Genomic DNA, 26623 nt, shown 5'->3' on the forward strand with positions numbered 1-26623 from the left:
CTGGTAAGGCGTTCGTCCCGCAGTGGCGGGCCCGGCCGGTGATCGGTCCCGGCAGTGGGATCACCGCACCCCGTTCGGGTCACCGTCGTAGTAGCGTGCGGTCGTCGAAGCCCGTGTCGGTGACCCGCTCACGTCGCCGGGACGGTCGGGGGTCACTCGCGGGCCTCGGCGTGCGTCGCGTACCCGGAGAGGCCCGCGGCGACGACGTCGCGGTAGCGTTCGACGTCGATGTCGAGCGCGACCGCGGCGTTCGGTGCCTCGTCGTAGACGCCGTGCTGGTCGCAGACGACCGATCCGTGCGACGGCCCGCCCGTCGTGTCGATCTCGCAGTAGTAGTCCGCGAAGTCGAGCGTGTCGGGATCGACGATGTCGGCGAGCACGGCGGCGTCGTGGATCGACGGCCCGGTCTCGCGCGCGTCGAGGGCGTCCGCGGGGTAGCGAAGCCAATCGGCGACGGTCCCGAGGACGCCGCCGCGCGCCTCGTACGACTCGATCCGCTCGAAGGGGATCGTCGCGTCGTTCGTCACGTCGAGACCGACCAGTGTGGGAGACGCGTCTTGGACGACGCGGCTCGCCGCCGCCGGGTCGTTGTGAAAGTTCGCCTCCGCGACCGGCGTGACGTTGCCGGCCGCGAGCGCCGCCCCGCCCATCACGTAGATGTCGTCGACGATATCGGGGAGCGCGGGCTCCATGGCGAGCGCGAGCGCGAGGTTCGTGAGCGGGCCGACCGCCGCGATCGTCAGGTCGCCGCCGTGCTCGCGGGCGTGGCGAACGATGGCGTCCGCCGCGTGTTCGTCGCCGACGTCGCCGCTCGGATACGGGAGGTCGCCGCGGATGCCGCCCGCGCCGTGGATCCACTCCGCGGTCGTCAGCTCGTCGACGAGCGGCCGGGCGCATCCGCGGGCAACCGGGACGTCGTAGCCCCCGAGTTCGAGGATCGCGCGGGCGTTGCGCGTCGTGTTCTCGACGGTCGTGTTCCCGCAGACCGTCGTGAGGCCGACGACGTCGATCGCGTCGTGTCCGAGCGCGGCCGCCAGCATCACCGCGTCGTCGCAGCCGGGGTCGGTGTCGAAGAGTACCTTCCGTGCCACGGTCGAGTTACGCGAACGGACCGACGTCGTCGACCGGCGTCACGGAGTAGTCGACGGTGAGCGTGTCCTTCGTCGCGCGGATCTTCCCGACGAACGTCGAGATGGCGTCGAGGCGGCCTTCGAGAATGAACAGCTCCATACAGTGGTGATCGCCGACGTGGCTGTGGAAGTTCGCGGCGACGATGGACTCGTTCTCGTGGCGGAGGTGCATCATCTTCTCCTCGACGGTCGTCGTCTCGTAGTCGAAGAGGACGGTGACGACGGCCATGAGATCGCGGTCCTCCAAGCGCTTGTCCTCGAACTCCCCGAGGAGGGTGCGCGCGGCCTCGCGGACGACCTCCGATCGGCCCGTGTAGCCGTGTTCGTCCGCGAACTCGTCGATCCGGTCGGCGAGTTCGGCCGGCATCGAGATGGAAACGACGGTCATTGTTAGTAACACAGGCGCGTTCGAGTAATAAGGAGTTGTGGTGTCGCGTCGATCGGGGACGAGATCGCGACGCCGGACCGTGCCGCGGGCGTGTGACCCGTATCCGGAGGCTTATCCGCCGGCCGGTCGAAGCGAACGCCGACGCGAATGGATCGAGATCACGGGACGCGGGCGCGCGAGATACTGGGGTTCTCGCGGTGGTGGCTCGTCGCCGCCGCCGCGGGAATGATGGCGGTCGTCGGGCCGTACCAGTACGTCTGGTCGAGCCTGCGTTCGCCGGTCGCGCGCCACCTCGGCGTCGACGCCGCGGTGCTCTCCACGGTGTTCACGCTGTTCGTCGTCTTCCAGGCCGGCTCGCAGTTCCCGGTGGGGTGGTGGCGCGACAGGCACGGTCCGCGCGGGATCTGTGCGCTCGCCGCGGTGCTCGCGGGCGGCGGCTACGTCGCGCTCGCGTACGCGAGCGCCGTCTGGCAGGTCTACCTCGCCTACTCGCTCGGCGCGGTCGGCGTCGGCATCGTCTACACCGTCGCCGTCAACACCGCGCTGAAGTGGTTCCCGGACCGCCGCGGACTCACCTCCGGCATCGGCACGATGGCGTTCGCCGCGGGACCCGCGGCGCTCGTGCCCGTCGTCCGCACGATCACCGGCCCGGCCGCGCCCGACGGGGCGTACGTCTCGCTCCTCCGGACCGTCGGCCTCGGTATCTTCGTGGTCGTCCTCGCCGGGGCGCTCGTCATCCGCGACCCGCCGGACGGGTGGCTCGACGGCCGCGACGACGAGCCGTCGCTCGCAGAGGGCGGTCGGCAGTACACGTGGCGCGAGATGCTACGCACCTGGCAGTTCTGGCTCATGTACGCGATGTTCGTCGCCGTCTCCGGATCGGGGCTGATGCTCACCGAGAAGATCGTCGACTACGCCGATCACCTCGGTCTCGCCGCGGTGGTCGCCACGCTCGCCGCGACGCTCCTCCCGCTCTCCAGCGCCGTCGGCCGTCTCATCCTCGGCGAGGCCGCGGACCGATTCGACCCCGTGCGAACGATGGCGTCGTCGTTCGTCCTCTGCGGTCTCGGGCTCTTCGCCGTCGTCCACTTCGGCATCCGGGGGACGCCCGCGGTCTTCGTGACGGCCGTCGTCGTGGCGACGTTCTTCTGGAGCCCGAAGTACACGCTCTTCCCGACCGTCGTCGCTGAGTATTACGGCACGGATCACTCCTCCGCGAACTACGCCCTCCTCTACTCGGGGAAGATCTGGGGCGGCGTCTTGGGCGGCACCGTCACCGGCCTCCTCGTCACCTCGCTCGGGTGGAACCGGACGTTCCTGCTCGGCGGCGCGCTCGCCGTCGTCGCCGGCCTCGCCGCGCTCTTCCTCCGGCCGCCGGAGGACGCGACATCGACCGACGAGACGCCTTCGTAGCCACGCCGCACGCCGTGACCGAAACGGCTTTAGATTATTAGGGTAGCCTAAAATCATGGCCGACGACAGCGGCGGCGACGCGGGACTGACGCGACGGAACTACCTCACGCGCGGCGGCGTGCTCGCCGGCGGGCTGGTAGCGGGCTGTGCCGGCAGCGAGAGCGACGCTCCGGTCACCGACGCGGAGACGACGATGACGACGACGAACACGTCGGCCAATTCGGCCGACGGTCCGCACTCGGTGACGATGGAACCGATGGGCGAGGTCTCCTTCGACGAGGCACCGGAGACGTGGCTGTCGTTCCTCAGCACGTACGGCGACATGGGGATCGCCCTCGGCAAAGCCGACGGACTGCGGGGGCTGTGGGATCCCGCGAACGTGCCCGCGTTCTTCTACGATTACCTCCCGGGAGTGGACGTCTCACTGGACGGCGTCACGTCGATCGGTGGCGACAGCGGATTCGATACGGAGACCCTGTACAGCCTCGACTGCGACGTACACCTCGTCGATCCGAACTGGCTCGGCGTCCTCGACGACGACTGAACGAGAGACGACGCGGCGGAGATCGAACGGAACGTCGCGCCCTTCCTCGGGAACGACATCCGGCGGCGCGGCGACGACTGGCACGACTACCGCTACTACTCGCTGTACGAGGCGTTCGAGATCGTCGCCGACGCCTTCGACGAGTCCGAGCGGTACGACGCGTACGACGCGGTTCACGAGGAGCTCCGAGCGACGATTCAGTCGACGCTCCCGCCGACGGCCGAACGGCCGACCGTCGGGTTGATCTCGGTGAACTCAGACTTCGAGAACGGGTCGTTCTGGGCGTACCCCATACAGGCGGGCAACAACCACAAACAGTACCGCGACCTCGGAATCCGCGATGCCTTCGACGGGCACATCGACGGCGGATACGCCAACTGGGACTACGAGCAGCTCCTGTCGGTCGACCCCGACGCGATCGTCTTCCAGTACGGCCTCACGCACGTCTCGACGGCGGAGTTCGAGGCCGAGATCGAACGGATGCGGGACGACCCGGTCGGCGGGCAGTTGCGCGCCGTGCAGAACGACCGCCTCTATCGCGGCGGTGGCTCCTATCAGGGACCCATCGTCAACCTCTTCCAGACGGAGGCCACGGCGCGGCAGTTCTACCCCGACGCCTTCGGAGAGTGGAACGGCCTCGATACGCTCGCCAGCGACTCGCTCACGCTGTTCGACCGACAGCGGGTCGCAGACATCGTGACCGAGGGCGCCTGAGCCGGCACGTTCCCGGCGGCCGCTCCAGCGGGCCAGCGATGGCGCCGATCGTCACGGACGCCGACCGTCGAAAAAACACCGGATCTGTATGATCCAACCCCGCTCGTCGGCCGCCTCCGCCGCCGCTCAGTGCGTCGTCTCGTGCGACGACGTCGGGTGGCGCCACGCTTCGAGCGTGTAGAGGCCGAGCGCGCCCAGCGCGACGACCGCGGCACCGGCGATCACGTAGAAGAGCGCCATCGACTGGACGCCGCGGAAAACGATGAGGGCGAGCGCGACGATCTCCACGAGCGCCGCGACGCCGAACAACCCGAATCCGAGCTCCTTCCTGTCCATACGTGACGGTATTACGGAAGCCCGCTTATTCGTGTCGGTCGCGCACCGGGGGACGCGACGCGGTCCGCGCGCCGTCCGCGACTACGCCCCGGGCTCCGCTTCCGCCTCCGGCTCCGCGCCGTCTCGGAGCTTCGCCTCCGCCGCCTCGCGGTCCTCGGGGTAGCCGACGTCGACGCGCCACCCCTCGATCCCGATGGCGTCGATGGTCCGCCCCGACTCGATCAGGAGATCGACCGCCTCGCTGAGTTCGTACTCGCCGCGATTCGAGGGTTGGACGAGGTGGCAGGCGTGGAAGATAGCGGGCGTAAAGGTGTAGAATCCGGTCATCACGAGGTTGGACGGCGGGTCCTCGGGCTTCTCGACGACGTCCGTGATCTCGCCGTACTGGTTCGTATCGCAGACGCCGTACCGGCCGGCTTCCGCCTCGGGGACCTCCTCGACGAGGAAGGCGGCGTCGGCGCGGTCTTCGCGCTGTCGGCGCACGACGTCGCCGAGGTTCGCGTCGAAGACGTTGTCGCCGAGCATGAGCATGAAGTCCTCGTCGACGTGTTCCTCGACGGTCAACAGGGCGTGGGCCAACCCCTTCTGCTCGCGCTGGTGTTCGTACGTGATCGGGACGCCGTCGAACGCGTCGCCGTAGCGCTCGATGATCCGCTCTTTCATGTAGCCGACGACGACGACGAGCTCGTCCGCCCCGAGGTCGACGAGCCGTTCGAAGCAGTGCGTCAAGAGCGGGCGGCCCGCGACCTCGACCATCCCCTTCGGTTTGTCCTCGGTCAGCGGTCGGAGCCGCGTCCCCTCGCCGGCGGCCAGTACGACGGCTTGCATCGGATGTGTCCGTGTACGCCGACGCGCCGGCATATACGTGTCGACGCTCGGGGGAAACGGAGAGCGCGGACGTCCCCGCGTCGTGCCCACGACCGAACCGTCATCAACGTCCGCGCCTATCGTCGGGTATGGACGTGAGTATCGTCGGTTCGGGATACGTCGGAACGACGGTCGCGGCGTGCTTCGCCGACCTCGGTCACCGCGTCGTGAACGTCGACGTCGACGAGACGACCGTCGGGACGCTCAACGACGGCGTCGCGCCGATACACGAGGAGGGGCTGGCCGACCTCGTCGAGGCGCATGCGGGCCCGGGCGGCACCGGCCGCTTGCGTGCGACGACCGACTACGGAGCCGTCCTCGATACCGACGTCACCTTCCTCTGCCTGCCGACGCCGCAACGCGACGACGGGAGCATCGACCTCTCGATCATGACGGCGGGCGCGGAGACGCTCGGCGAGACGCTCGCCGCGAAAGACGACTGGCACACCGTCGTCGTGAAGAGCACGGTCGTCCCGGGGTCGACGGCCGAGACGATCACACCGGCGATCGAGGAGGCGTCCGGAACGGCGGCCGGCGAGGCGTTCGGCGTGGGGATGAACCCCGAGTTCCTCCGCGAGGGGAGCGCCGTCGGGGACTTCCGCGACCCGGACAAGGTCGTGCTCGGCGCGGACGACGAGCGCGTCAGCGACGACATGGCCGCGGTCTTCGCGCCGCTGGTCGAGGCGAGCGGCGCGCCGGTCGTGGAGACGGACACCCGGACGGCGGAGATGATCAAGTACGCGAACAACGGTTTCCTCGCAGCGAAGGTCTCGCTCATCAACGACATCGGGAACGTCTGCAAGGAGTTCGGGATCGACGCCTACGAGGTCGCAGACGCCATCGCCCTCGACGACCGCATCGGTGGGCGGTTCCTCCGCTCGGGGTTGGGGTGGGGCGGTTCTTGCTTCCCGAAAGACACGAACGCGATCCGTCACGCGGCCCGCGAGGCGGGCTACGAACCGGCGATGCTGGACGCTGCCGTCGAGGTGAACAACCGCCAGCCCGAGCGTCTGCTCGCGCTCCTCGACGAGCACGTCGACGTCGCTGGCGAGCGCGTCGCCGTCCTCGGTCTCGCGTTCAAACCCGGGACGGACGACGTCCGGAACTCCCGAGCACTCGACGTCATCGCCGGCCTCCGCGAGCGCGACGCGGACGTCGTCGCCTACGACCCCGTGGCCGCGGCGAACGCCCGCGAGCACTACCCCGACATCGAGTACGCGGACTCCGCCGCGGACGCCCTCGACGGCGCGGTCGGCGCGCTCGTCGCCACCGACTGGGACGAGTTCGCGGCGCTCGACGCCGAGTTCGACGCGATGGGCGAGCGAATCGTCGTCGACGGCCGCCGGATCGTCGAGCGCCGCGAGGGCCTCACCTACGAGGGCCTCACGTGGTGACGCAGAGCGAGGAGTCCTAGTTGACTGAAAATACTGGTCAGATATACTGAGCAGTAATACTAGGTGCGTTTCGAAGTGGCGAGCGGCCGGCGAAGCGACGAGCGAGGGGCGCTGTCGGAGCGATATTCAGAGAAAGCATTCAGGTCTTGACTATATAGTTATTCAAACACGACTTTTTATCGTCCGAGCCCAATAGGCTGAATTGTACGTCCTATCCCGTTCTTGGAGGTTGTTTTTTATTATCACTACTCGATATTGTCGGTAGTACGTACTATCCCGTCGCACGTCGGGGTCGAACCCGGACGGGCCGAGCGCGGTTAGCCGTCCGCCTCGATCAGTTCGACGCGATACCCCTCGGGATCGGTGAGGACCGCGACGCGGTCCCCGCCGTCGAGGCGTTTCGGGCGGTGAACGACCTCGCTGTCCCACTCGGCGACGGCGGCGTCGATGGTCGCGTCGAGATCCGCGACGGTGACCGCGACGTGGTTCACGCCGCGGTCGGGGTCGTCGACCTCGACGAACTGGAGTTCGCCGCCGCCGTCCCCGCCGACGCAGTGGCTTCGCTCGCCGTCGATCTCGAACGTGCGGGTCTCGTGCAGACCCAGCGCGTCCTCGTAAAAGGCGCTCGTCGTCTCGACGTCGGCGACCTCCAGCGCGACGTGGTGTACGCGCATACGGGGAGAGCCGTGCGGAGGGAGAAGAGCGTTTCGCCGGCGCGGCGTCGGAGCGATCCATCGCGCGCACTACCCGATCGCCCGCGGTCGGAGACCGTCAGTCCAGACCGTACTTGACGGATTTCGCCTGCGTGTAGTAGTCGAGCGTCTCGACGGAGAGTTCGCGGCCGATCCCGGACTGCTTATACCCCCCATAGGGGAGGCCGGGCGACATCTCGTGCCAGGTGTTCACCCAGATGTAGCCGGCTTCGATGTCGCGCGCCGTCCGATCGGCGAGTTCGAGATCGTTCGTGATGACGCCGCCCGCGAGTCCGTAGTCGACGTCGTTGGCGAGCGTCATCATCTCGTCGTAGTCGTCCCAGCGGAAGACTTCGAGAACCGGGCCGAAGATCTCCTCCTGAACGGCCTCGTGGTCGTGGTCGAGGCCCTCCACGAGAGTCGGCGTCACGAAACAGCCGTTCGAGAGGGCCTCGTCGTCGGGCGCGTCGCCGCCGGCGAGGAAAGTCGCGCCGCCCTCTTTGGCGCGCTCTAAGTAGTCCATCGTCCGATCGACCTGCTCCTGTGAGACCTTCGGACCGACGTCCGTCTCCTCCTTGAGGGGGTCGCCGACGGTCATCCCCTCCGCGGCGCCGATCAGACCCTCCAGGATCGGCTCGGCGACGTCGTCGTGGACGAAGAGCCGCGAGCCCGCCTCGCAGCACTCGCCGGTGTTGGCGAAGATGGCCATGGCGATGACGCCGACGGCCTCCTCGGGGTCGGCGTCCGCGTGGACGACGATGGGGCTCTTCCCGCCGAGTTCGAGGGTGACGTCCGTGACGTTCTCCGCGGCGTTGCGCATGATCTGTTTGCCGACGGCCGTCGATCCCGTGAACGCGAGCTTGCGGACGCCCTCGTGGCGCGAGAGGGGATCGCCGGCCTCCTCGCCGTAGCCCGTGACGACGTTCACGACGCCGTCCGGGACGACGTCGTCGACGATTTCGAGGAAGCGGAGGACGGAGAGCGGCGTCTGCTCGGCGGGCTTGAGCACCGAACAGTTACCGGCGGCGAGGGCGGGCGCGAGCTTCCACGACGCCATCGCTAGCGGGAAATTCCACGGGATGATCTGGCCGACGACACCGTACGGCTCGCGGATCACCTCGCCGTGGACGCCGGGTTCGTCGCGGGTGTGACCGCTCTGCGAGTTCGTGGCGCCCGCGAAGAACCGGAACTGCTCGGCGACGCCGCCGACGTCCATCCGCGCCTCCATGAGGGTCTTCCCGTTGTCGAGCGTTTCGAGCGTCGCCAGCTCCTCTTGATGCTCCTCGACGCGGTCCGCGATCTCGGTGAGGAGCGCCTGTCGCTCGGCGCGACTCGTCTCGGACCACTCCTCGTCGTAGGCGTCCCACGCGGCCTCGACGGCGCGATCGATGTCCGCTTCGCCGCCGCGCGCGACGGATGCGAGGACCTCGCCGGTCGTCGGGTTCAGCGTGTCGAACGTCTCGCCGCTCGCGGCGTCCTGCCACTCGCCGCCGATGTACAACTGCGTGTGCTCGGGAACGACGTCGGCCGCCGCGTCGCGGTGCCGCGAGCGGATCGATTCGATCGTCTCCCCACCGTCGTCGCTGGTACTGGACATCACACGGAGTGTCGGCACCACACACAATAATAGTGATGTATTCGGCGGGGACGGCCCCCTCGATAGAGCCGCGGAGTCGCGTTGATATATACCTAACGTTCATTATTGATTAGCGCGTGACTCGAATCGAGATGGCAGACGGATACGATTACGTCATCGTCGGCGCCGGCTCCGCGGGTTGCGTGCTGGCGAACCGCCTGAGCGAGTCGAACGAGAACGAAGTACTGCTGCTCGAAGCGGGGAAGCCCGACGAGAAAGAAGAGATCCATGATCCAACGTCGTTCCCGCTCCTCATGCGCTCGGAGGTCGACTGGGACTACTCGACCGTCCCGCAACCCGGTCTCGGCGGGCGCGAGGAGTACTGGCCCCGCGGGAAGACCCTCGGCGGGTCGAGCGCGATCAACGCGATGATGTACGTCCGCGGGAACCCCCGCGACTACGACCGCTGGGCGGACCTCGGCAACGACGGCTGGGGGTACGACGAGATGCGCACCTACTTCAAGCGCATGGAGGACTGGGAGGGCGGCGAGTCCCAACACCACGGCGAGGGCGGACCGCTCCGCGTCGAGCAGGAGCACCCGTACGGCGACGTGACGTCCGCGCTCATCGACGCCGCCGTGGAGGTCGGTTTCGACCGGAACGACGACGTCAACGCCGGTCGGCAGGCGGGGATGGGTCCCCTCCCGCTCACGGTGCAAGACGGCGAGCGACAAAGCACCGCCACGGCGTACCTCCATCCGGTGCTCGAACGGGACAACCTCACCGCCGAGACCGGCGCGCGGGTGACGCGCGTCACGTTCGACGGCGACACCGCGACCGGCGTCGAGTACGTACAGGACGGCACGAAGCGGAGCGCCGCGGCCGGCGAGGTCGTCCTCTCCGCGGGCGCCATCGACTCGCCGACGCTGCTCATGCTCTCCGGGGTCGGCCCCGCAGACCACCTCGCGGAGCACGACATCGACGTCCGTCACGACCTCCCCGGCGTCGGGCAGAACCTGCAGGACCACCTCGTCGCCTCCTCCGCGTACGAGTGCACGGTGGACCCGGAGATCGAACCCGGCGAGGTCCTCTGTCAGGTCACCGGATTCGAGCGCAGCGACCCCGACCTGGACGTGCCCGATCTCCAGTACTTCCTCGCGCGCGTCTACTTCATGAATCACGGCTTCGACAACCCCGACGGGAACGGGATAACGCCGAGCACGACGCTCCTCCACCCGGAGAGCCGAGGGGAGATCTCGCTGGCCTCCGACGACCCCTTCGACGATCCCCTGATCGATCCGAACTACCTCGACGCCGAGGCCGACATGGAGCGGCTCGTCCACGGCGTGAAACGCACCCGCGAGATCGCCGACGCGAGCGCGCTCGACGGCGTTCGCGGCGAGGAGATCTGGCCCGAGGGCGACGCGGAGACGGACGCGGACATCCGCGAACACGTCCGTGAGACCGTCCAGACGATCTATCACCCCGTCGGGACGTGCAAGATGGGGGACGACGAGATGGCCGTCGTCGACGATGACCTCCGCGTCCACGGACTGAACGACCTCCGCGTCGTCGACGCCTCGATCATGCCCACTATCACCACCGGGAACACGAACGCGCCCACCATCGCCATCGCCGAGCGAGCCTCCGACCTCATCCGCGACGACGGCTGAAACGCGCGGCGACACGTCTTCGACCGCGTCCGAAGCGCGGGCGTGGGCTGTTCGTTTCGCGGGCGTGCACGAGACGGAAACGGCGAAGACTGAGAATGCGGACGGCGAGGAGTCGCGGGACGCGCGACGGGCGAACGACGTTGACGAGAGGCGGAATCGAACGAGCCGAGCGCGGGCGTTATTCGCCCTCGATCGTGATCCGGGGGTCGATGATCGTGTACGCGATGTCCACGATGAAGTTCCCGATGACGATCCAGGCCGCGATGAGCAGGAACATGAACTGGATGACTGGCGTGTCACGCGCGAATACGGACGTCAGGAGCAGCTGCCCGATGCCCGGCCAGTTGAAGACTATCTCGATGAGCACGAGCCCGCTGATCGAGGTCGCGGTCACGGCGGGGAGGACGGTGACGACGGGAAGCGACGCGTGCTTCATGATGTGACGGAAGCGCCGCCACTTGCCGAGCCCGAGGAGCCGCTGGTAGGTGGCGAACTCCTGGTTCCGAACCTCGACGACGCTCCCGCGCATCACCAGCGTCGGGTAGTACATGTACTTGATCACGACCGTGAGGAACGGGAGCGTGTAGTGGTACCAGAAGTCCGACGTGAGGTAGATCCCCCATCCGGAGGTGCTGGTCAGCGTGTCGACGGAGGCGATGCTCCCGGAGGGGAACCACCCCAGCCACGCCGAGAACACGGTGAGGAGCAGGATGCCGATGAAGAAGTCCGGCGTGGTGCCGACGACGTTCGGCGGGATGATGCCGTACTTCTCCAGCAGCGAGTTCGGCCGACTCCCCATCAGGGCACCGTAGAGCGACCCGAGGACGAACGCGACCAACACGCCGGGGAGCGCGACGATGAGGGAGTTGCGCAGCGCCGGCAGGACGACCTCGAGGACCGGCTCGTTGAACTGCCGCGACATTCCGGCGTTCCCCTGAGCCATGTTGCCGAGCCACTTGAAGTACTGAACGTACAGCGGTTGATCGAGCCCCCACATCTGTCGCACCTTCGCCACCTGCTCCGGTGAGGCGCCCTGCTGTAACAGGAGCGTCGCGTAGTCGCCCGGCATGAACCGAAAGGCGAAGAACAGGAACGTCGCGATGGCGAAGATGAGCAGGATCGAGACCACCGTTCGGCGCGCGTAGTAGTAGAGTTGGCTCATCGTTCACCTCCGTCGGTCGCGGCCGTCGGCGCGGGGTCGTCGCCCGAGCCGTGCTCGTAGTGGAGGTGGCAGGCCGCCCGGTGATCGTCGCCGACGTCCGCCTGACGGGGCATCCGCTCGCAGACGTCCATCCGGTCCGGACAGCGATCGCGGAACCGACAGCCCGTTCCGAGGTCGGAGGCGTCGCCGGGCGTTCCCGGGAGCTCCGCCCACTCCCGTTCGTGGTGGGGGTCCGGGACGGGGATCGCCTGCAGGAGCGAGCGCGTGTACGGGTGTTTGGGATCGGTGAGGAGGTCCATCGTCGGCGCGCTCTCCACGAGCCGTCCGAGGTACATGACGTTCACCCGATCGCAGACGTACGAGACGGTCGAGAGGTCGTGGGAGATGTACAGCATCGAGACGCCGTACTCGTCGGTCAGTTCGTTGAGCATGTCGAGGACCGACGCCTGCGTCGAGACGTCGAGCATCGACACCGGCTCGTCGGCGAGGATGACGTCGGGTTCGAGGATCAGCGCGCGCGCGATCGAGACGCGCTGTTTCTCGCCGCCCGAGAGCTGCGACTCGTTGCGGTCGATGTACTCCTCGGCGGGCGTCAGCCGGACCTGCTCGAGCACGTCGAGCACCCGTTCTTCGCTGCGCTCCATGTCGTGTATCCGAAGTGGCTCCAGTAGCGTCTCCCGGACGGAGAAGTGCGGATTGAGCGTGTTAAACGGGTCCTGAAGGATGATCTGGACGCGGCGTCTGTACTCCTTCCAGTCCGCCTTATCGAACGACGAGACCGGCGTGCCGTCGAAGACGATCTCGCCCTCGGTCGGCTCGTACTTCCCCATGAGCGTCTGGAGGAGCGTGCTCTTGCCGCAGCCGCTCTCGCCGATGACGCCCTGGATCTGGTTCTCCTTCAGTTCGAGGTCGACGCCGTCGACGGCGCGGACCGCGTCCTGCTCGCCGCCGAAGACGCTGGCCCGAATCGTATCGAGCACGTTCGTCGACTGGCTGAAGTGCTTGTTGAGACCCCGAAGTGACAGGATCGACTCGTCGCCTCCGCGGTCGGCCCCGGCGTCCGCACCGGCGGGCTCCCCGTGGTCGTCGTCGACGTCCTCGAGGTCGCGCGCCGCGAGCGTCGCCACCTCGTCGCTACGAACGCAGGCGGAGGCGTGTTCGGCGTCGCCGGGGACGACCTCGGTCGGGGGCGCGCGTTCGCGGCACTCGGGTTCGGCCCACGGGCAGCGATCCGCGAACGTACAGTAGTCCACTTCGTTCTCGAGCGCCGGCGGCGTCCCGTCTATGCCTTCGAGTTTCCTGTTCGGATACCGGATGTCGGGGAACGCGCGCTGTAACAGGAGCGTGTAGGGGTGGTGGGGGTCGTCGAAGAGCGCCGTCGTGTCGCCGCGTTCGGCGACCTGCCCGCCGTGCATCACGGCCATCGAATCGCACATCTCGAAGACGACCGCGATGTCGTGCGTGATGAAGAGGAGGCTGAAGTCGCGGATCTCGCGGAGCTCGTCGAGGTGTTTGAGGAACTGGTCCTGCATGATCACGTCGAGCGCCGTCGTCGGCTCGTCCGCGATGATCATGGAGGGATCGAGCAGGAGGGAGAAAGCGATGATGGCGCGCTGTTTCATCCCGCCCGAGAACTGGTGAGGGTAGTCGTGAACGCGCGACGCCGGCAGTCCGACGACGCCGAAGAGCTCTTCGAGCTTGTCGACCGCCTTCTCCTCGGACCAGTCCGTGTGGGCCTCGGCGACCTCGATCGCCTGCTCGCTGATGCGCGAGAGGGGATTGAGGCTGTTCATCGCCGACTGTGGGATGACCGCGATCTCCTTCCACCGGATCTCGTCGTTGTACTCCTCCTCCGAGTAGTCCTGGATCTCCTCGCCGCGGTACGTCACCGTGCCGCCCGTGATGTCGCCGTTCTGATCGAGGGAGTTGGTGACGGCGCCGGCGAGCGTGCTCTTCCCGCAGCCGCTCTCCCCGACGAGGCCGTAGTACTCGTTGGCGTCGATGGAGATGGAGGCGTCCGTAACGGCCCTGAGGTCGCCGGAACTCGTGCGGTACGTGATGTCGAGATCGTCGATTTCGAGTAGGGGTGCCATGGTGTCGATCAGAACTCCGAGACGTTGGTTTCGTGCACGCGCTCGTACCCGCGCCCGAGCATGAAGATGCACAGCACGGTGAGGGAGATGGCGAAGCCGGAGGTGAGCGACCACCACCAAGCGCTCGCCATGTAGCCCGAGTTGTACGCGTTACGCAGCATGAGCCCCCAGGAGGGAAGCGACAGGTCGGCGAAGCCGAGGAACGACAGCGAGGCGCTGATGATGATGGTGAGGCCGGTCCCGAGCGCGAAGAACAGGACGATCATCCCGCCGAGGTTCGGGAGGATGTGGCGCGTGATGACGTATCGGTCGCTCGCGCCGAGCATCTGCGCGGCCCGGACGTGTTCGCGCTCGCGGATCTGGAGGACCTGCGAGCGGAAGACGCGGGCGTTGTTCCGCCACAGCAGACAGCCGATGACGAGGATCGTGCTCCACGTGCCGACGCCGAAGTACGCCGCGAGCACGATCGCCGTCGGGATGAGCGGGATGCCGAAGACGAAGTCCGTCAGGCGCATGAGGACGTCGTCCACGCGACCGCCGTAGTAGCCGGCGGAGACGCCGATGGTGACGCCGATCAGGACGACCAGAAACCCGCCGAGGAGCCCGGTGAACAACGTCGGCCGGGCGCCGATCAACAGCCTGCTGAACACGTCCTGTCCGCGCGCCGTGGTCCCCAACAGGTGCTCCCCGGACGGGTGGGCGAGCTTGAGTATCTCCCCGCTGCTGGTGATGAACACCTTATCGGGCGGATACGGGGCGATCATCGGACCGAACACGGCCGCCAGGAGGACGAGGACGAACCCCGCGAGGAACACGACGGTGAGCCGATCCGAGAGGTAGAGCCTCAGCGACGAGCGGAGGTTCCGGAACAGGTAGTGATCGCGGAGCCGCCCCGGACGGAGCGCACCGAGCAAGCCGGAGTCGGTCGACCCGCTCGAATCGTTAATCTGCATGAACCCTCATGAAACCCTCATCATTGTTGGGCCACTATAATTCTTTCCTCTATCGAGACGTGTATCCGGTGATTCGCGGTCGACGGGCGGCGAACGCGCCCGGACCGATCGGTCGTTACACCCCGTCGATCAGGAGTTCGGTCTCCGCACGGAGCGCGCCACGACCCGGGTTTCCAACGAAGCGCGACGCGACGGCGTCACCGGCGCAGAAGAGGACGGTCGGCGCCGCGCCGACATCGTAGGACTCGCGGAGCTCGTCGACGTTGTCCGGCCCGTAGACGGCGCCGAGTCCGATCTCGTCGGGAAACAGTCCCTCGCCTCGCAGCGATTCGAGATCCGCACGCACCGCGTCGCACGGGTCGCATTCCTCCCGCCAGCAGTAGACGACGGCCGCCGCGTGCGCGTCGAGGAACCGTCCGATCTCGTCACCGGAGAGCGATACGAATCCGTCCGGGACGTGCGGATCGGAACCGTCGAGTCCGTCGCGCGTGAGCGAGCGCGCGACGTGGAGGCTGGTGGCTCGGTCGACGCTCTCGCACGTCTCGTGGACCGCCACCGCGTCCGCGAGCGTCCGCTCGTCAACATCGGTCGCCGCGACGTCGGCGCCGTCGACGTACGCCTCGCGGAGGTCCGCGAGTGCGTCCTCATCGAGCGCTGCGACCGCCGCTCGCTCGCGCTCGCGGGCCGTCGAGAACGCGTCGCTCAGTCGCACTTCCTCGCCCGACTCTTCGAAGAGGCCGTCGTCGCGGAGTCGCTCGTAGAGGGACGCGGGATCGGTATGAGTTCCCATGCCGCAGTAATACCGACGATCGAATAAACATCTTTCCCGGTCGCGCGCCGCCGGCCGACGCGAACCCGGCCCGAAACCGATCGGGTCGCGCTCAGCCGCAGATATCGGGGACGCAGGGGAAACTATCGGGTTCCTCGCAGGGGGTCGATCCCTCGGGCCAGCGGGGAGTGAGGTCCTTCTCCGGCGGGTAGTGGAGTCGCCCGTCCCCGTCCCACCCCCACCCCGCGTCGCGCAACACCTGCTTCGCCGCCTCCGTGTTGGGCTGCGGCGAGTCCGCGATCTTCGTCAGCGCGTCGTCGCTCTCCGGGCGCCACGGGTGATTCTTTCCCGCGAACGACGAACGCAGCTCGGGGGTACCCGTCCCGCCGTTGAAGTACGCGTTCAGTCGAGTGCGGTTGAGCGTCTGCGAGACGGCGAGGCGGAACTCCCGGAACATCGACGGCGCGAACGAGTGTTGCGCGCGCAGTTCGTACGACACGAACGTGTCCGACGTCACGACGGTCGCTTTATCGCCGAGGGCGTTCTTGATCTGCTCGTTCGTGTCGTTCGTGCTGTTGAGGAGGATGTTGAGACTGCCCGATTCGAGCGCGCGGCGGGCGCTCTGCCGGTCGGAATAGCCCCGGAAGATGAGGTCGCCGGTGACGTCGATGTAGTGGTCCTCGTAGGGTTCCATGGCGAGGATCTGACGGGTCTGAAAGTCCCGGACCTGATAGGGCCCCGAACCGATGATCCGGTCGAACTCGACGTTCATCGGATCCTCCTCGGCGCCGGCGGCCCGCCAGACGTCCTTCGGCAGGACGCCCGACCAGATGGGGACGAACGCCGTCAGCCACGACGGTGCGGGCCGCGACATCTCGACCGTCAGCGTCGTGTCGTCCACCGCCGTCACCGACTCGTAGGGGTACTCGGAGATGACGGCGAAGGTGTCGGCGTTGTCGTTGAGGAAGTCGAGGGTCCACTTGGCGTCCTCCGCGGTGAGTAGACTGCCGTCGTGGAACGTCATCCCCTCGCGGATGTCGAACGTGAAGGTCTGATAGCTGTTCTCGACGGTCCAGTCCTTCGCGGCGCCCGCCGCGAGCTCGTAGTTCCTGTCCCGGTAGAGGAGCGGCATGTACACCGTCCCCACCCACGGCGTCGACGGACGGTTGTTCATGTAGACGACGCTCGGGATGTTCCCCGGCGTCACGTTCGACTTCATCGCGTTCGCCCCGTTGATCGGCTCGGTGTTCCAGAGGAACTCCGGGTTTCGATCGACCGGTCCGGCCTGCCCGACGTCCTGCGCGTTCAGCTGATCGTTGCGGTAGATCGACGAGCCCGTGTTCGTACAGAGGGTCGTGGGCATGACGTCTTCCGAGGCGGTCGAGAGGGCGTCCGTGACGTACTCCCGACGCTTCTCCGTCGACGAGGCGGTACGCTGTTCGTCGAGTTTCTGCGAGAAGTCGCAGTCGGCGTAGTTGATGACGTTCGGATTGCCGTTCGCTCCCGCGTTCTTGATGTGGTAGGAGTAGAGGAGGTTGTCCGGGTCGAGGTTACTGGGGAACTGCGGGGAGAGATCGAGGTGGAAGCTGAACGTGCGGGAATCGCTGTACGCCTCGTTCCACAGCGTCGTCAGTTCCTTGATCGTCACCTCCGCGGGGACGCCTAACACCTCGCTGATCTGCGTGGCGACGTGCTGGTTCGCCTGCTCGATGGCGGACGCACCCGCGACGCCGCCCAGCGACGCCACTGTCAGTGCCGGCACCCGCTCGCCCAAGTCCTCGCTGCTCGACCCGCCACCGCCGCCGCTACACCCGGCGAGGCCCGCCGCACCGGCCGCCCCCAGCGCGCCCAAGTACGTTCGTCGATCGATCCCATCAGAGTCCGGTGAATCGTCAGTCATGATTGAATCCCGTGTGTCGTCGGCTCCACGTCCCGATCCGCTCGCCGGGCCGTCAGAACCGTGATGACCATCCACACACAAGTCGCTCATCATCGAACATAATAAATATGCCGATAGTACCGGTCGGTTCGCCGTTCTCGACCCGCGAGCGGGTCGTTTCGGCCGGGTGAGCCCGACCGAACCGCGGTCACTCGCAGATATCGGGGACGCAGGGGAAGCCGTCGGGCTCCTCGCAGGGAGTCGACCCCTCGGGCCAGCGGGGGGTGAGGTCTTTCTCGGGCGGGTAGTGAAGTCGCCCGTCCCCGTCCCACCCCCACCCCGCGTCGCGCAACACCTGCTTCGCCGCCTCTTCGTTCGGTCGCGGCGAGTCCGCGATCTTCGTCAGCGCGTCGTCGCTCTCCGGGCGCCACGGGTGGTTCTTCCCGACGAACGACGCGTACAGCTCCGGGCTCCCCTCCCCGCGGGTGAACATGCCGTTTATCAGCGCTCGGTCGAGCGCTTGCGAGACGGCGAGGCGGAACTCCCGGAACATCGACGGCGCGAACGAGTGTTGCGCGCGCAGTTCGAAAGACGTGAACGCGTCGCCGGCGACGACCGTCGCCGACTCCGCCATTCCGTCCTCGATCTGCGACCACGTGTCGTTCGTGATGTTGATCAGGAGGTTGAGGCCACCAGTCTGGAAGGCGCGGAACGCGCTTTGGCGCCCCTGATAGCCGCGGATCGTCAGGTCCGCGCCCGCGTCGATGTAGTGGTCCTCGTCAGGCTCCAAAACGAGGATCTGGCGCGGCTGGTACTGGACCACGCGGTAGGGGCCCGAGCCGACGAGCCCCTCGAAGTCGGGGTCCGTCGGGTTCTCCTCGGCGCCGGCGGCCCGCCAGACGTCCTTCGGCAGGACGCCCGACCAGATGGGGACGAACGCCGTCAGCCACGACGGTGCGGGCCGCGACATCTCGACCGTCAGCGTCGTGTCGTCCACGGCGGTGATCGACTCGTAGGGGTACTCGTTGATCGCGGAGAAGCTATCCGTGTTGTCGTCGAGGAATTCGAGGGTCCACTTGGCGTCCTCCGCGGTGAGCGGACTGCCGTCGTGGAAGGTCATCCCCTCGCGGATGTCGAACGTGAAGGTCTGATAGCTGTTCTCGACGGTCCAGTCCTTCGCGGCGCCCGCCGCGAGCTCGTAGTTCCTGTCCCGGTAGAGGAGCGGCATGTACACCGTCCCCACCCACGGCGTCGCGGGCTGGCTCGACATGTAGGTCGCGCTGGCGATGTTCGCGGGCGTGATGTTCGAGACGATGCCGTCCGCCTCGCCGGTCGCCGTCGTGTTCCAGAGGAACTCCGGATTGCGGAGGCTCGCACCGGCCGATCCGGCGTCGCCGGGGTCGAGCTGGTCGGTCCGATAGGCGCCGCCCGTGATCGACGTGCACAGCGTGATCGGAGTGACGTCGGCCGAAGCGGCCGAGAGGGCGTCCGTGACGTGCGATCGCCGTTGCTCCCGGTTCGTCGCGGTGCGTTGAGCGTCCACCTTCCGCGAGAAGTCACAGTCGGCGTAGTTGATGCCGTTCGGGCGCCCGTTCGCCCCCGCGTTCTTGATGTGGTAGGAGTAGAGGAGGTTGTCCGGGTCGAGGACACTCGGGAACGACGGCGAGATCGAGACGGTGAAGTTGAACGTGCGCTGGTCGTTGTACGCCTCCGTCCAGTACGTCGTGATCTCGCGGTTGACGAGTTCCATCGGCACCCCGAGCACCTCCTCGCTCTGCGTCTGGACGTGCTGCATCGCCCGCTCTAAGTCGGACGAGCCCGCCGTTCCGGCGATGATCGCGCCGGGCATCGTCGGCACGCGCTCCCCGAGGTCTTCGTCGCTCGCGCTCTCGCCGCCGCCGCTACACCCGGCGAGGCCCGCCGCGCCGGCCGCCCCCAGCGCGCCCAAGTACGTTCGTCGGTCGATTCCGTCCGTCGTCCGTGTGTCCGCGTTCATGGTGGTGGATACGTCGGTCGGTCGTAGTGCGTCCGGACTCGGTCACCGGCACCGGTCTGCCGGGATCGGATGCGCTCGAGCAGCGCGATCGATCGCTAGATTACAATTAATAATTATAAATCTTCCGCCGACGATCGCGTCCCGGAGTCGGGACGTGACGGAAACGGGAGACGCGACGCTACCGACCGTCGAAACGCGAAACGAGAAGGGGTGGCGCCTCAGGCGCGGACTTCGACGAGGTCCGTCTTGTACTCGGACGGCGGCAGTTCCTCGACGTCGACGATCGTCGGATCGACGCGGACCTTGAGCTGACCTCGGACCTCGGAGACGACGTCCTCGATGATCTCGTCGTCGGCGCGGTCGGTGCCGGTCTCGCGGGCGATCTCGACCTCGATCGGATCCTCGAAGTGGACCTTGTCGGCGTCGGGGGTGAGCACGCGGATGCGCGGGGCCGCACCCTCGACGGCGGAGACGACGTCGCGGATCGCCGACGGGAAGACGTTCATGCCCTTGTAGATGAGCATGTCGTCGGCGCGGCCGATACACTGCATCTTCGGTGCGGTGCGTCCGCAGGCGCACTCGGTGCCGGTGACCCTCGCGTAGTCGCCGGAGCGAAAGCGGACGAGCGGCGTCGCTTCGCGCCGAAGGTGCGTGTAGACGAGTTCGCCTTCCGCACCGTCCTCGAACGACTTCGCCTCGCCCGTCTCCGGGTCGATGAGTTCGACGTGGACGTGGCCCTGCGCGTGGAAGTGCATCCCGTCTTCCTCCTCGCACTCCGCCCACATGCACCCGAGGATGTCGCCGAGACCCATGCCCTCACGGACGAGCGAAGCGTCCCACGTGTCGTAGAACTCCCGGCGGATCTCGGGGTTGGCGATACCGGGACCGGCGCCCCCGATGACCTTGTGCATCGAGAGGTCCGCGGGCGCGACGCCGCAGACGTCCTCGGCGTTCTCGCCGAGGTAGCGTATGTGCGAGGTCGTCGTCCAGAGGACGTCCGCGTTGATGTCCTTGCCGACGGAGAGGAGGCGTTCGGTGCTCTCCCCGCCCGCGGGCACGACGTTCGCGCCGAGTTTCGTCAGCGACTCGAAGTAGGGCGTCCCGCCGGTGACCATCGTCTGTCCGGCGCCGAAGAGCACCGTGTCCTCCGGGCGGACGCCGGCGGTGTAGAACGCCCGCGTCTGCACCTCGTTCCAGTCGCGGCGATCCTGTGCGGTGAGTCCGAAGTACGTCGGCTTCCCGGTCGTCCCCGAGGAGGAAATCGTGCGATTGAGCGCGGACGTCGGTGCCGTCTGGTGTTTCCCGAGCGGTTTCGCGGGCGACTGGACCGCTTGGCAGTCCCGCTCGTCCTGCTTCGTCATGAACGGGAGTTCGCGCAGGTCGTCGAGCGACGTGACGTCGCCGGGGTCGACGCCCCACTCGTCGAACGTGCGCCGGTAGTAGTCGGAGTGCTCGACGAGGTAGTCGAACTGCTTCGGGAGGAGACGCGCGTGCTCGGCGAGCACGTCGTCCCACGGGCGGAGCTCGATCTCGTCGTAGACATCGGCCATGGTGCGACGACTCACGGTCTACGATGATTAACCTATCGGTTACTCCGATTCGCGTACCCGATCGCGTGACCGAAAGGGTCGAAACGGACGAAAATCGTGGATCGCGGGAGTCGACGGCCACATCGTGCGTACGCGTGACGAGCGGGAGATCCGCGAGAGTGGATTTGACCACCACAAAAGTTTATGATTGTTGATCCGGGTATGGGACGTATGGCCGGGAACACGGAGGACCGGAAGATCCAATCCGTCGATCGGACGTGCGACATCCTACAGGAACTCGGCGAGAGCGGCGGGAGTACCGTCTCGGAACTCGCGGAGGGGACGGACCTCACACCGGGAACGGTCCACACGCACCTCTCGACGCTCGCGTCGAACGGCTTCGTCCAGCAGGTCGACGGCGAGTACAAGCTCGGAATGGAGTTCGTCCCGTTCGGCGAGTGGGTGCGGCGCCAGAGCCCGCTGTACCGTGCGGCGAAGACCGAAGTCGACGACCTCGCCCACGAGTACGACGCCGTCGCCCACCTCGTGACGGAGTACCGTGGAAAGACCCTCACCCTCTACGAGATGGCCGGCGAGGAGGCAGTCGGTAAGGAAGTACACACGGCGAAGCGCGGTCGTCCCCAGACGCACATCCACTGCACGGCGGGTGGAAAGGCGATCCTCGCCTACCTGCCGGAGGAGCGAACCCGAGAGATCATCGACGACTGCGGACTCCCGCCGTACACGAGCCACACCGTCACGGACGAGGAGACGCTCTTCGCGGAGCTCGAAACGATCCGGGAGCAGGAGTACGCGATCAACCACGAGGAGGTCGTGCACGGGAACCGCGCGATCGGGGCGCCGGTCCTCGACGACGACGGGACGATCCTCGGATCGATCAGCATGTCCGGTCCGGCGAGCAAGTGGCGCGACGAGCGATTCCAGGACGAGCTCGTGGACGCGGTCGTGCGCGCGGCGAACAGCGTGGAGATCAACATCCACACGGCGGACCGATCGCCTTGATTTGCAGTGGTCAAACGAGGATGAGAGAGGACGCGCCTTCGATTACAGTGATATTGATGTAAACCTAGGCGTTCTATGCCGAGTCGGTGGCCGATCGCGGATAGCACGTGAGCGCGAAAAACCACGGTACTGAGTCACATGACACGGTGAGGCGGGCGTGAGGGAATCCCAATCGGTCCATTTGACACTCTCAAACAACTGCTCGCTCCGTCCCGCGATCGAACGGCGCGTCGCCGACCACATAGATTTATTAACGAATAATGAGTTAGGTCTGGTATGAGAGCCGCACTCTTCTACGGACCGGAAGACATGCGCGTCGAGGACGTCGACGAGCCGAACCCGGGCGAAGGGGAGGTACTCGTGGACGTCGCCGCGTGTGGGATCTGTGGATCCGACCTCCACTTCTACACGGACGGCCTCCACGGCGACGCCGACTATCCGACGACGCTGGGTCACGAGATCGGCGGCACCGTCCTCGAAACCGGCGCCGGCGTCGACATCGAGGTCGGTACCGACGTCGTCCTCAGCCCGCACACGCCCTGCATGGACTGTTGGTGGTGCGAGAACGCGATGTACAACCTCTGTCGGGACCTCGACGCGACGTCCGCGCGACCGGGCGGCTACGCGGAGAGGGTCGTCGAGCGCGCCGACAACGCGCTCGTGCTCCCCGATGGGGTCTCGCCCGCCGACGCCGCCATCGCCCAGCCGATCAGCGTCGGCCTCCACGCCGTCCGTCAGTCGCCCGTCGGTGTCGGTGACAGCGCCGTCGTCGTCGGCGCGGGGCCGATCGGACTCGGTGCGGTGCGGTTCGCCGCCTCCGCGGGCGCCGGCCCCGTCTACGTCTCAGAGCCGCAGGCGTCACGCCGCGACATCGCCGCCGACTTCGGCGCTGACGTGCTCATCGATCCCGAAGAGGAGGACCCCGTGGAGCGGATCCACGAGGAGACCGGGACGGGCGCCGACGTCGCGTTCGAGGCCGTCGGCCACGAGGCCACCCTCGATCAGGCCGTCAGCGCCACGCGCGCCGGTGGTCACACCACGGTCATCGGCGTCTTCGGCGGCGAAGCCGCGTTCGAACCGCAGAAGCTCGTCCGCCACCAGCGCACGGTCGCCGGGTCGACCTCCCATCAGCTCGGCCCGCGCGTCTCCAAGGAGTACGACGTCGTGCTCCGCCAGCTCGCCAGCGGAGAGCTCGACGCCGACGACTACGTCACGTCGCGGATCGACCTCGAAGACGTCGTCGATCGGGGGTTCGAGACGCTGCTCGGCGGGGAGAGCGAGGAGCGAAAGATCCTCGTCTGCCCGTGATCGGGTCCGGTTCAGTCGAGCGAGCCGTCGTGCGTGTCGACGACGTGCGCCGGTAGATCGTCCGCGTCGACGCGCTCTTCGCACCCCGCGACCGGGCACGCCGCGGGGTCGTCGAGCGCCGTCCGTTTGAGGCCGGACTCCGCCTCGGCGAAGACGAACCAGCCGTCGCAGTCCGGACACTGCCGGAGGTGTCGCTCCTCGTCCTGCAAGAAGAACTCGTGGGCCGCCTCACACCGCGGACACTCGACCGTCGTGGCGCGCATGCTCGGGACGGACGCTCCGTGCGCTCAAAACGGTTTGGTCGCGGTCCCGGCGGGAACCGACGGGCGGTCCGAGTGACGCTCAGTCGTAGAAGCCCTCGGTCGGAACCCAGTTCTCCTCGATGGCGTACTCCTCTCGGAGGTCGTCCCAGTTGTCCGGGAACTCGATCTTCTTCGTGACGGGACCGCCGATCGAGGTGCCGGCGATGGCGTTCACCCGTCCGGGGCCGCCGACGGCGATGAGGTTGATGGCGTCCGCATCGGCGTACTGCTGGATCTGTCGTGGCGGGACCTTCCCCGTCTCGCCGCGGGGTTCCTCGTAGCCGTCGAGCGTCCGGTAGGAGTTCTCGACGAGGTACTCCTTGACCTCCTGCTTGCTCAGGTCCTCCTTCTCCAGCTCCTCCGCGTTGTACGGGTTGAAGAAGTGCGTGATCGTCGCGTTGAGGTCCTCGCCGGAGCTCGCGCGCATCGAGGTCGGCGTGTTCTCGATCATGTTTCGCAAGACGTTCTCCGCGTTGTTCTCGTCGGGGAACCACTGGACCCAGCCGTTCGGCCCGGAGAGCGAGATCGTGCTGTCCCCCTCGTCGTAGCCGTTCGTGACGTGGTAGGGCTCCCACGGACTGGCGTCCTGGTTCTCGCCGGCGAGGAAGCTGAACTTGAATGGGTTGCCCATCACGCCCATGTCCTTCTCGCCGGGATAGATCTTCGCGGTGTTCCGGTAGGCGATCCCGAGCGCCCGCGCGATCGTCTGGTTCGCGTGGAAACTCGGCCCGAACGCCCCGGAGCTCGTCTCGATGCCGAGCGCCTCACGAACGGGACCGTTGACGATCCATTGGTAGGCCCACGATCCCGTGCTGACGGAGAACTGAATCGAGTTCGAGTCGGGGTCCGCCAGCGCCCGGATACCGGCCTCCAGCACCGGCATGTAGGTCGGTAGACAGCCCGCCATCACGGCGTTCGACGCCAGCTGCTCGACCGTGATCGCGTTCTCGTTGTTACCGAGGTCGCCGAGGACGTGGTCGCGGGGTTTGTCGGTGCCGCGAAGCATCTCCTCGACCCGCTCGTCGGTCGGCGGGATCACCGGGAGGCCGTCGGTCAGGCCGTCCTCGTACAGCGACTGATTGATCTCCTCTAGCGACTGCTCGTCTGGTGAGTGCTGGGACATGAATATCTCGGGGCGGGGATTACTGCGCGACCGGGTCGGCGCGCTCTTTGTCGTTCAGGGGGCGGGTGAGCTCGTCGATGATACCGTCGAGGACGTCGTCGGTGACCTCGTCGCGGACGCGCTCGAGGTCGGTCGTCTCGCATCGGACCGGGGTCTTCTTGTAGCGCAGCGGACGGCCGCGCTCGACGGCGTTGGACTGATAGTCGAGCTCGAACCCCTCGTCGATGAGTCCGACGCCCGGCGTTCCGGCGTCCTCGATGAACTCGATCCCCCACGTGAGGAACTTCGTGCACGAGCCGCAGTCGCCGATGGCTCCGATGGCGACGTCGACGTCCTCGGCCCACTCGGTGACCGCCGCCTGCTCCTCGTCGTTCTTGATCTGATTGAGGTGCTCGACGTGGTACCACTCGAACGTCGCGTCCGGATAGCGCTCGGCGAGCATCTCCTGGACCGCGGTCAAGAGGGGTTCGGCCGCCGGCTTCCCGTTGTCGTACAGCCCGATGTGCGTCCCATCGAGCGAGTCGACGCGCGGGGTGAGTGGCTTCTGGTCCGTGTCGTTGCCCGTCGAGGAGGGGGTTACGAGACCCATAGTATGGGTACTATACGCACTGACAATATAGTTTTTGGTGACAGATAATGATGTATGCGTGCTGTGGGGTCATTCGGTGGGCCCGTACTCGGCGACGAGCGCCGACCAGCCGTCGGGGTAGTCGATCGGCTCCGTCACCGGCCCTCCGATCGACGGCCCGATGACGGCGTCGCACCGGCCGGTCCGCCCGCCGCCAGCGACGACGCGAACGTACTCGGGACCCCTGATCTGTGGCACCTGCGCGTTCTCGACGCGACCGTGGTAGCCCTCGAGCGCACCCTCCCAGAGGACCCCCTTCTGGAACTCATCAACCGGAATCGCGGAGTTGTCCGCGACGTACCGCTTGACGTCGCGCTTCGAGAGCCCGGCGTCCGCGAGGAGGTCGATGCTCGCGGGACAGAGGACGTACGTGATCGTCTGATCGAAATCGCCGCCCTGCTGCTCGCCGCCGACCATCGCCGGCGGCGTGTTGGCGAGCATCCCGCGGAGGACGGCTTCCGCCTCGGCCGCCGCCGGCTCCCACTGGACGAAGCTGTTCGGTCCGGAGAGCGAGATCGTGCTGTCCCCCTCGTCGTAGCCGGCCGTGACGTGGTAGGGCTCCCACGGGCTGGCCTCCTCGTGTTCCCCGAGGAGGAGGCTGAACTTGAATGGGTTGCCCATCACGCCCATGTCCTTCTCGCCGGGGTGGATCTTCGCGGTGTTCCGGTAGGCGATCCCGAGCGCCCGGGCGATGGCCCGGTTCGCGCGGTAGTTCGGCCCGTACGCGCCCGTCCCGCCGGCGATCCCGACGTCGCCGCGGACGGGGCCGTTGACGATCCACTGGTAGGCCCACCCACCCGTGCTGACGGAGAACTGGATCGAGTTCGAGTCGGGGTCCGCCAGCGCCCGGACGCCGGCCTCCAGCACCGGCATGTGGGTGGGCAGACAGCCCGCCATCACCGCGTTCGACGCCAGCCCCGCGACCGTGATGGGATTGTCGTCGTTCCCGAGGCGACCGATGACCGCGTCGTCGGGCGTGTCGGTGCCGCGTAGCATCTCCGCGACGCGCGCCTCCGTCGGCGGAATCACCGGGAGGCCGTCCGTCATCCCCTGCCGGTAGAGGGTGCGCGAAACCGCCGCTATCGACTCGTCGTCGGCGTCGTCTCGGACCATGTGTCAGTGCCGGCTACT

Annotated in this window: 24 protein-coding genes; 7 read left to right on the plus strand and 17 right to left on the minus strand. The window is 67.1% G+C overall.

Annotated elements, in window-relative coordinates; translation table 11 throughout:
• Positions 1–152: 152 nt before the first annotated feature.
• Entirely contained in the window at positions 153–1091 is a 939-nt protein-coding gene (locus J2754_RS01285) for a nucleoside hydrolase (RefSeq protein ID WP_211086463.1), read from the minus strand.
• 7 nt (positions 1092–1098) lie between these two features.
• Positions 1099–1518: a CopG family ribbon-helix-helix protein gene (locus J2754_RS01290; RefSeq protein ID WP_188877060.1), complete on the minus strand. Its 420-nt coding sequence runs from the start codon at positions 1516–1518 to the stop codon at positions 1099–1101.
• A gap of 147 nt (positions 1519–1665) precedes the next feature.
• Between J2754_RS01290 and J2754_RS01295 the strand changes: the two genes are divergently transcribed.
• The 3 genes from J2754_RS01295 to J2754_RS16025 are packed head-to-tail and all read left to right on the plus strand — an operon-like array spanning position 1666 to position 4189.
• Positions 1666–2931, plus strand: coding sequence for an OFA family MFS transporter (locus J2754_RS01295; protein WP_188877059.1), 1266 nt, complete (start codon positions 1666–1668; stop codon positions 2929–2931).
• 55 nt (positions 2932–2986) lie between these two features.
• A complete protein-coding gene (locus J2754_RS16020; protein WP_229772770.1) occupies positions 2987–3475 on the plus strand; it encodes a substrate-binding domain-containing protein in 489 nt (162 codons plus the stop codon).
• A 57-nt stretch (positions 3476–3532) separates the two neighbouring features.
• Complete coding sequence (locus J2754_RS16025) at positions 3533–4189, plus strand: ABC transporter substrate-binding protein (RefSeq protein WP_268238662.1); 657 nt, start codon at positions 3533–3535, stop codon at positions 4187–4189.
• A gap of 126 nt (positions 4190–4315) precedes the next feature.
• On the opposite strand, the gene J2754_RS01305 is transcribed toward J2754_RS16025, so the two are convergent.
• Complete coding sequence (locus J2754_RS01305) at positions 4316–4525, minus strand: hypothetical protein (RefSeq protein ID WP_188870041.1); 210 nt, start codon at positions 4523–4525, stop codon at positions 4316–4318.
• A gap of 81 nt (positions 4526–4606) precedes the next feature.
• Positions 4607–5353, minus strand: a complete 747-nt coding sequence (aglF, locus tag J2754_RS01310; protein ID WP_211086464.1) for a UTP--glucose-1-phosphate uridylyltransferase AglF — start codon at positions 5351–5353, stop codon at positions 4607–4609.
• A 128-nt stretch (positions 5354–5481) separates the two neighbouring features.
• Here aglF and aglM point away from each other — a divergent pair, with 128 nt between their 5' ends.
• Positions 5482–6786, plus strand: a complete 1305-nt coding sequence (aglM, locus tag J2754_RS01315) for a UDP-glucose 6-dehydrogenase AglM (protein WP_211086465.1) — start codon at positions 5482–5484, stop codon at positions 6784–6786.
• Positions 6787–7103: 317 nt separating this feature from the next.
• Here aglM and J2754_RS01320 read toward each other — a convergent pair whose 3' ends face one another.
• Positions 7104–7460 carry a VOC family protein gene (locus tag J2754_RS01320; RefSeq protein WP_211086466.1) on the minus strand — a complete coding sequence of 119 codons (357 nt, stop codon included), beginning with the start codon at positions 7458–7460 and terminating at the stop codon, positions 7104–7106.
• Positions 7461–7557: 97 nt separating this feature from the next.
• Positions 7558–9075 carry an aldehyde dehydrogenase family protein gene (locus J2754_RS01325; RefSeq protein ID WP_211086467.1) on the minus strand — a complete coding sequence of 506 codons (1518 nt, stop codon included), beginning with the start codon at positions 9073–9075 and terminating at the stop codon, positions 7558–7560.
• Between the two features lie 131 nt (positions 9076–9206).
• On the opposite strand from J2754_RS01325, the gene J2754_RS01330 reads away from it, so the two are divergent.
• Complete coding sequence (locus J2754_RS01330) at positions 9207–10727, plus strand: GMC family oxidoreductase (RefSeq protein WP_211086468.1); 1521 nt, start codon at positions 9207–9209, stop codon at positions 10725–10727.
• 178 nt (positions 10728–10905) lie between these two features.
• Here J2754_RS01330 and J2754_RS01335 read toward each other — a convergent pair whose 3' ends face one another.
• From J2754_RS01335 to J2754_RS01365, 7 genes are all read right to left on the minus strand, one after another.
• Complete coding sequence (locus J2754_RS01335) at positions 10906–11889, minus strand: ABC transporter permease (protein WP_211086469.1); 984 nt, start codon at positions 11887–11889, stop codon at positions 10906–10908.
• Positions 11886–13982: a dipeptide ABC transporter ATP-binding protein gene (locus tag J2754_RS01340; protein ID WP_188877051.1), complete on the minus strand. Its 2097-nt coding sequence runs from the start codon at positions 13980–13982 to the stop codon at positions 11886–11888. The genes J2754_RS01335 and J2754_RS01340 overlap by 4 nt, the downstream gene beginning before the upstream one ends.
• Positions 13983–13990: 8 nt before the next feature.
• Positions 13991–14935, minus strand: coding sequence for an ABC transporter permease (locus J2754_RS01345; RefSeq protein WP_188877050.1), 945 nt, complete (start codon positions 14933–14935; stop codon positions 13991–13993).
• Between the two features lie 115 nt (positions 14936–15050).
• Positions 15051–15725 (minus strand): YbbN family protein, encoded by a 675-nt coding sequence (locus J2754_RS01350; RefSeq protein ID WP_188877049.1) that lies wholly within the window; start codon positions 15723–15725, stop codon positions 15051–15053.
• Between the two features lie 91 nt (positions 15726–15816).
• Positions 15817–17604 carry an ABC transporter substrate-binding protein gene (locus J2754_RS01355; protein ID WP_211086543.1) on the minus strand — a complete coding sequence of 596 codons (1788 nt, stop codon included), beginning with the start codon at positions 17602–17604 and terminating at the stop codon, positions 15817–15819.
• Positions 17605–17791: 187 nt separating this feature from the next.
• Positions 17792–19579, minus strand: a complete 1788-nt coding sequence (locus J2754_RS01360; RefSeq protein WP_211086470.1) for an ABC transporter substrate-binding protein — start codon at positions 19577–19579, stop codon at positions 17792–17794.
• Between the two features lie 218 nt (positions 19580–19797).
• Positions 19798–21129: a phenylacetate--CoA ligase family protein gene (locus J2754_RS01365; RefSeq protein WP_188877046.1), complete on the minus strand. Its 1332-nt coding sequence runs from the start codon at positions 21127–21129 to the stop codon at positions 19798–19800.
• 210 nt (positions 21130–21339) lie between these two features.
• Here J2754_RS01365 and J2754_RS01370 point away from each other — a divergent pair, with 210 nt between their 5' ends.
• Entirely contained in the window at positions 21340–22131 is a 792-nt protein-coding gene (locus J2754_RS01370) for an IclR family transcriptional regulator (protein ID WP_188877045.1), read from the plus strand.
• Positions 22132–22407: 276 nt separating this feature from the next.
• Positions 22408–23439 carry a zinc-dependent alcohol dehydrogenase gene (locus tag J2754_RS01375; protein WP_211086471.1) on the plus strand — a complete coding sequence of 344 codons (1032 nt, stop codon included), beginning with the start codon at positions 22408–22410 and terminating at the stop codon, positions 23437–23439.
• Positions 23440–23450: 11 nt separating this feature from the next.
• Here the strand turns inward: J2754_RS01375 and J2754_RS01380 are convergent, their stop codons facing one another.
• The 4 genes from J2754_RS01380 to J2754_RS01395 form a co-directional block, all read right to left on the minus strand.
• Positions 23451–23702 (minus strand): hypothetical protein, encoded by a 252-nt coding sequence (locus J2754_RS01380; RefSeq protein ID WP_188877043.1) that lies wholly within the window; start codon positions 23700–23702, stop codon positions 23451–23453.
• A 79-nt stretch (positions 23703–23781) separates the two neighbouring features.
• Positions 23782–24864, minus strand: a complete 1083-nt coding sequence (locus tag J2754_RS01385) for a hypothetical protein (protein WP_188877042.1) — start codon at positions 24862–24864, stop codon at positions 23782–23784.
• 19 nt (positions 24865–24883) lie between these two features.
• A complete protein-coding gene (locus J2754_RS01390) occupies positions 24884–25453 on the minus strand; it encodes a UGSC family (seleno)protein (RefSeq protein ID WP_188877041.1) in 570 nt (189 codons plus the stop codon).
• Positions 25454–25522: 69 nt separating this feature from the next.
• Positions 25523–26605 carry a hypothetical protein gene (locus J2754_RS01395; RefSeq protein WP_211086472.1) on the minus strand — a complete coding sequence of 361 codons (1083 nt, stop codon included), beginning with the start codon at positions 26603–26605 and terminating at the stop codon, positions 25523–25525.
• Positions 26606–26623: the final 18 nt, after the last annotated feature.

The organism is Halarchaeum nitratireducens (genome assembly GCF_017874695.1).
Lineage (GTDB): Archaea > Halobacteriota > Halobacteria > Halobacteriales > Halobacteriaceae > Halarchaeum > Halarchaeum nitratireducens.

Excerpts from the sequence above, each read along its gene's own strand:
- J2754_RS01340 (WP_188877051.1), bottom strand. The coding sequence starts at position 13,982 with ATGGCACCCCTACTCGAAATCGACGATCTCGACATCACGTACCGCACG.
- J2754_RS01395 (WP_211086472.1), bottom strand. The coding sequence starts at position 26,605 with ATGGTCCGAGACGACGCCGACGACGAGTCGATAGCGGCGGTTTCGCGC.
- J2754_RS01325 (WP_211086467.1), bottom strand. The coding sequence starts at position 9,075 with ATGTCCAGTACCAGCGACGACGGTGGGGAGACGATCGAATCGATCCGC.
- aglM (WP_211086465.1), top strand. The coding sequence starts at position 5,482 with ATGGACGTGAGTATCGTCGGTTCGGGATACGTCGGAACGACGGTCGCG.
- J2754_RS01390 (WP_188877041.1), bottom strand. The coding sequence starts at position 25,453 with ATGGGTCTCGTAACCCCCTCCTCGACGGGCAACGACACGGACCAGAAG.
- J2754_RS01290 (WP_188877060.1), bottom strand. The coding sequence starts at position 1,518 with ATGACCGTCGTTTCCATCTCGATGCCGGCCGAACTCGCCGACCGGATC.
- J2754_RS01370 (WP_188877045.1), top strand. The coding sequence starts at position 21,340 with ATGGCCGGGAACACGGAGGACCGGAAGATCCAATCCGTCGATCGGACG.
- J2754_RS01305 (WP_188870041.1), bottom strand. The coding sequence starts at position 4,525 with ATGGACAGGAAGGAGCTCGGATTCGGGTTGTTCGGCGTCGCGGCGCTC.
- J2754_RS01360 (WP_211086470.1), bottom strand. The coding sequence starts at position 19,579 with ATGAACGCGGACACACGGACGACGGACGGAATCGACCGACGAACGTAC.
- J2754_RS01335 (WP_211086469.1), bottom strand. The coding sequence starts at position 11,889 with ATGAGCCAACTCTACTACTACGCGCGCCGAACGGTGGTCTCGATCCTG.
- J2754_RS01350 (WP_188877049.1), bottom strand. The coding sequence starts at position 15,725 with ATGGGAACTCATACCGATCCCGCGTCCCTCTACGAGCGACTCCGCGAC.
- J2754_RS01330 (WP_211086468.1), top strand. The coding sequence starts at position 9,207 with ATGGCAGACGGATACGATTACGTCATCGTCGGCGCCGGCTCCGCGGGT.
- aglF (WP_211086464.1), bottom strand. The coding sequence starts at position 5,353 with ATGCAAGCCGTCGTACTGGCCGCCGGCGAGGGGACGCGGCTCCGACCG.
- J2754_RS01355 (WP_211086543.1), bottom strand. The coding sequence starts at position 17,604 with ATGACTGACGATTCACCGGACTCTGATGGGATCGATCGACGAACGTAC.
- J2754_RS01320 (WP_211086466.1), bottom strand. The coding sequence starts at position 7,460 with ATGCGCGTACACCACGTCGCGCTGGAGGTCGCCGACGTCGAGACGACG.
- J2754_RS01380 (WP_188877043.1), bottom strand. The coding sequence starts at position 23,702 with ATGCGCGCCACGACGGTCGAGTGTCCGCGGTGTGAGGCGGCCCACGAG.
- J2754_RS01295 (WP_188877059.1), top strand. The coding sequence starts at position 1,666 with ATGGATCGAGATCACGGGACGCGGGCGCGCGAGATACTGGGGTTCTCG.
- J2754_RS01365 (WP_188877046.1), bottom strand. The coding sequence starts at position 21,129 with ATGGCCGATGTCTACGACGAGATCGAGCTCCGCCCGTGGGACGACGTG.
- J2754_RS01375 (WP_211086471.1), top strand. The coding sequence starts at position 22,408 with ATGAGAGCCGCACTCTTCTACGGACCGGAAGACATGCGCGTCGAGGAC.
- J2754_RS01385 (WP_188877042.1), bottom strand. The coding sequence starts at position 24,864 with ATGTCCCAGCACTCACCAGACGAGCAGTCGCTAGAGGAGATCAATCAG.
- J2754_RS16020 (WP_229772770.1), top strand. The coding sequence starts at position 2,987 with ATGGCCGACGACAGCGGCGGCGACGCGGGACTGACGCGACGGAACTAC.
- J2754_RS01345 (WP_188877050.1), bottom strand. The coding sequence starts at position 14,935 with ATGCAGATTAACGATTCGAGCGGGTCGACCGACTCCGGCTTGCTCGGT.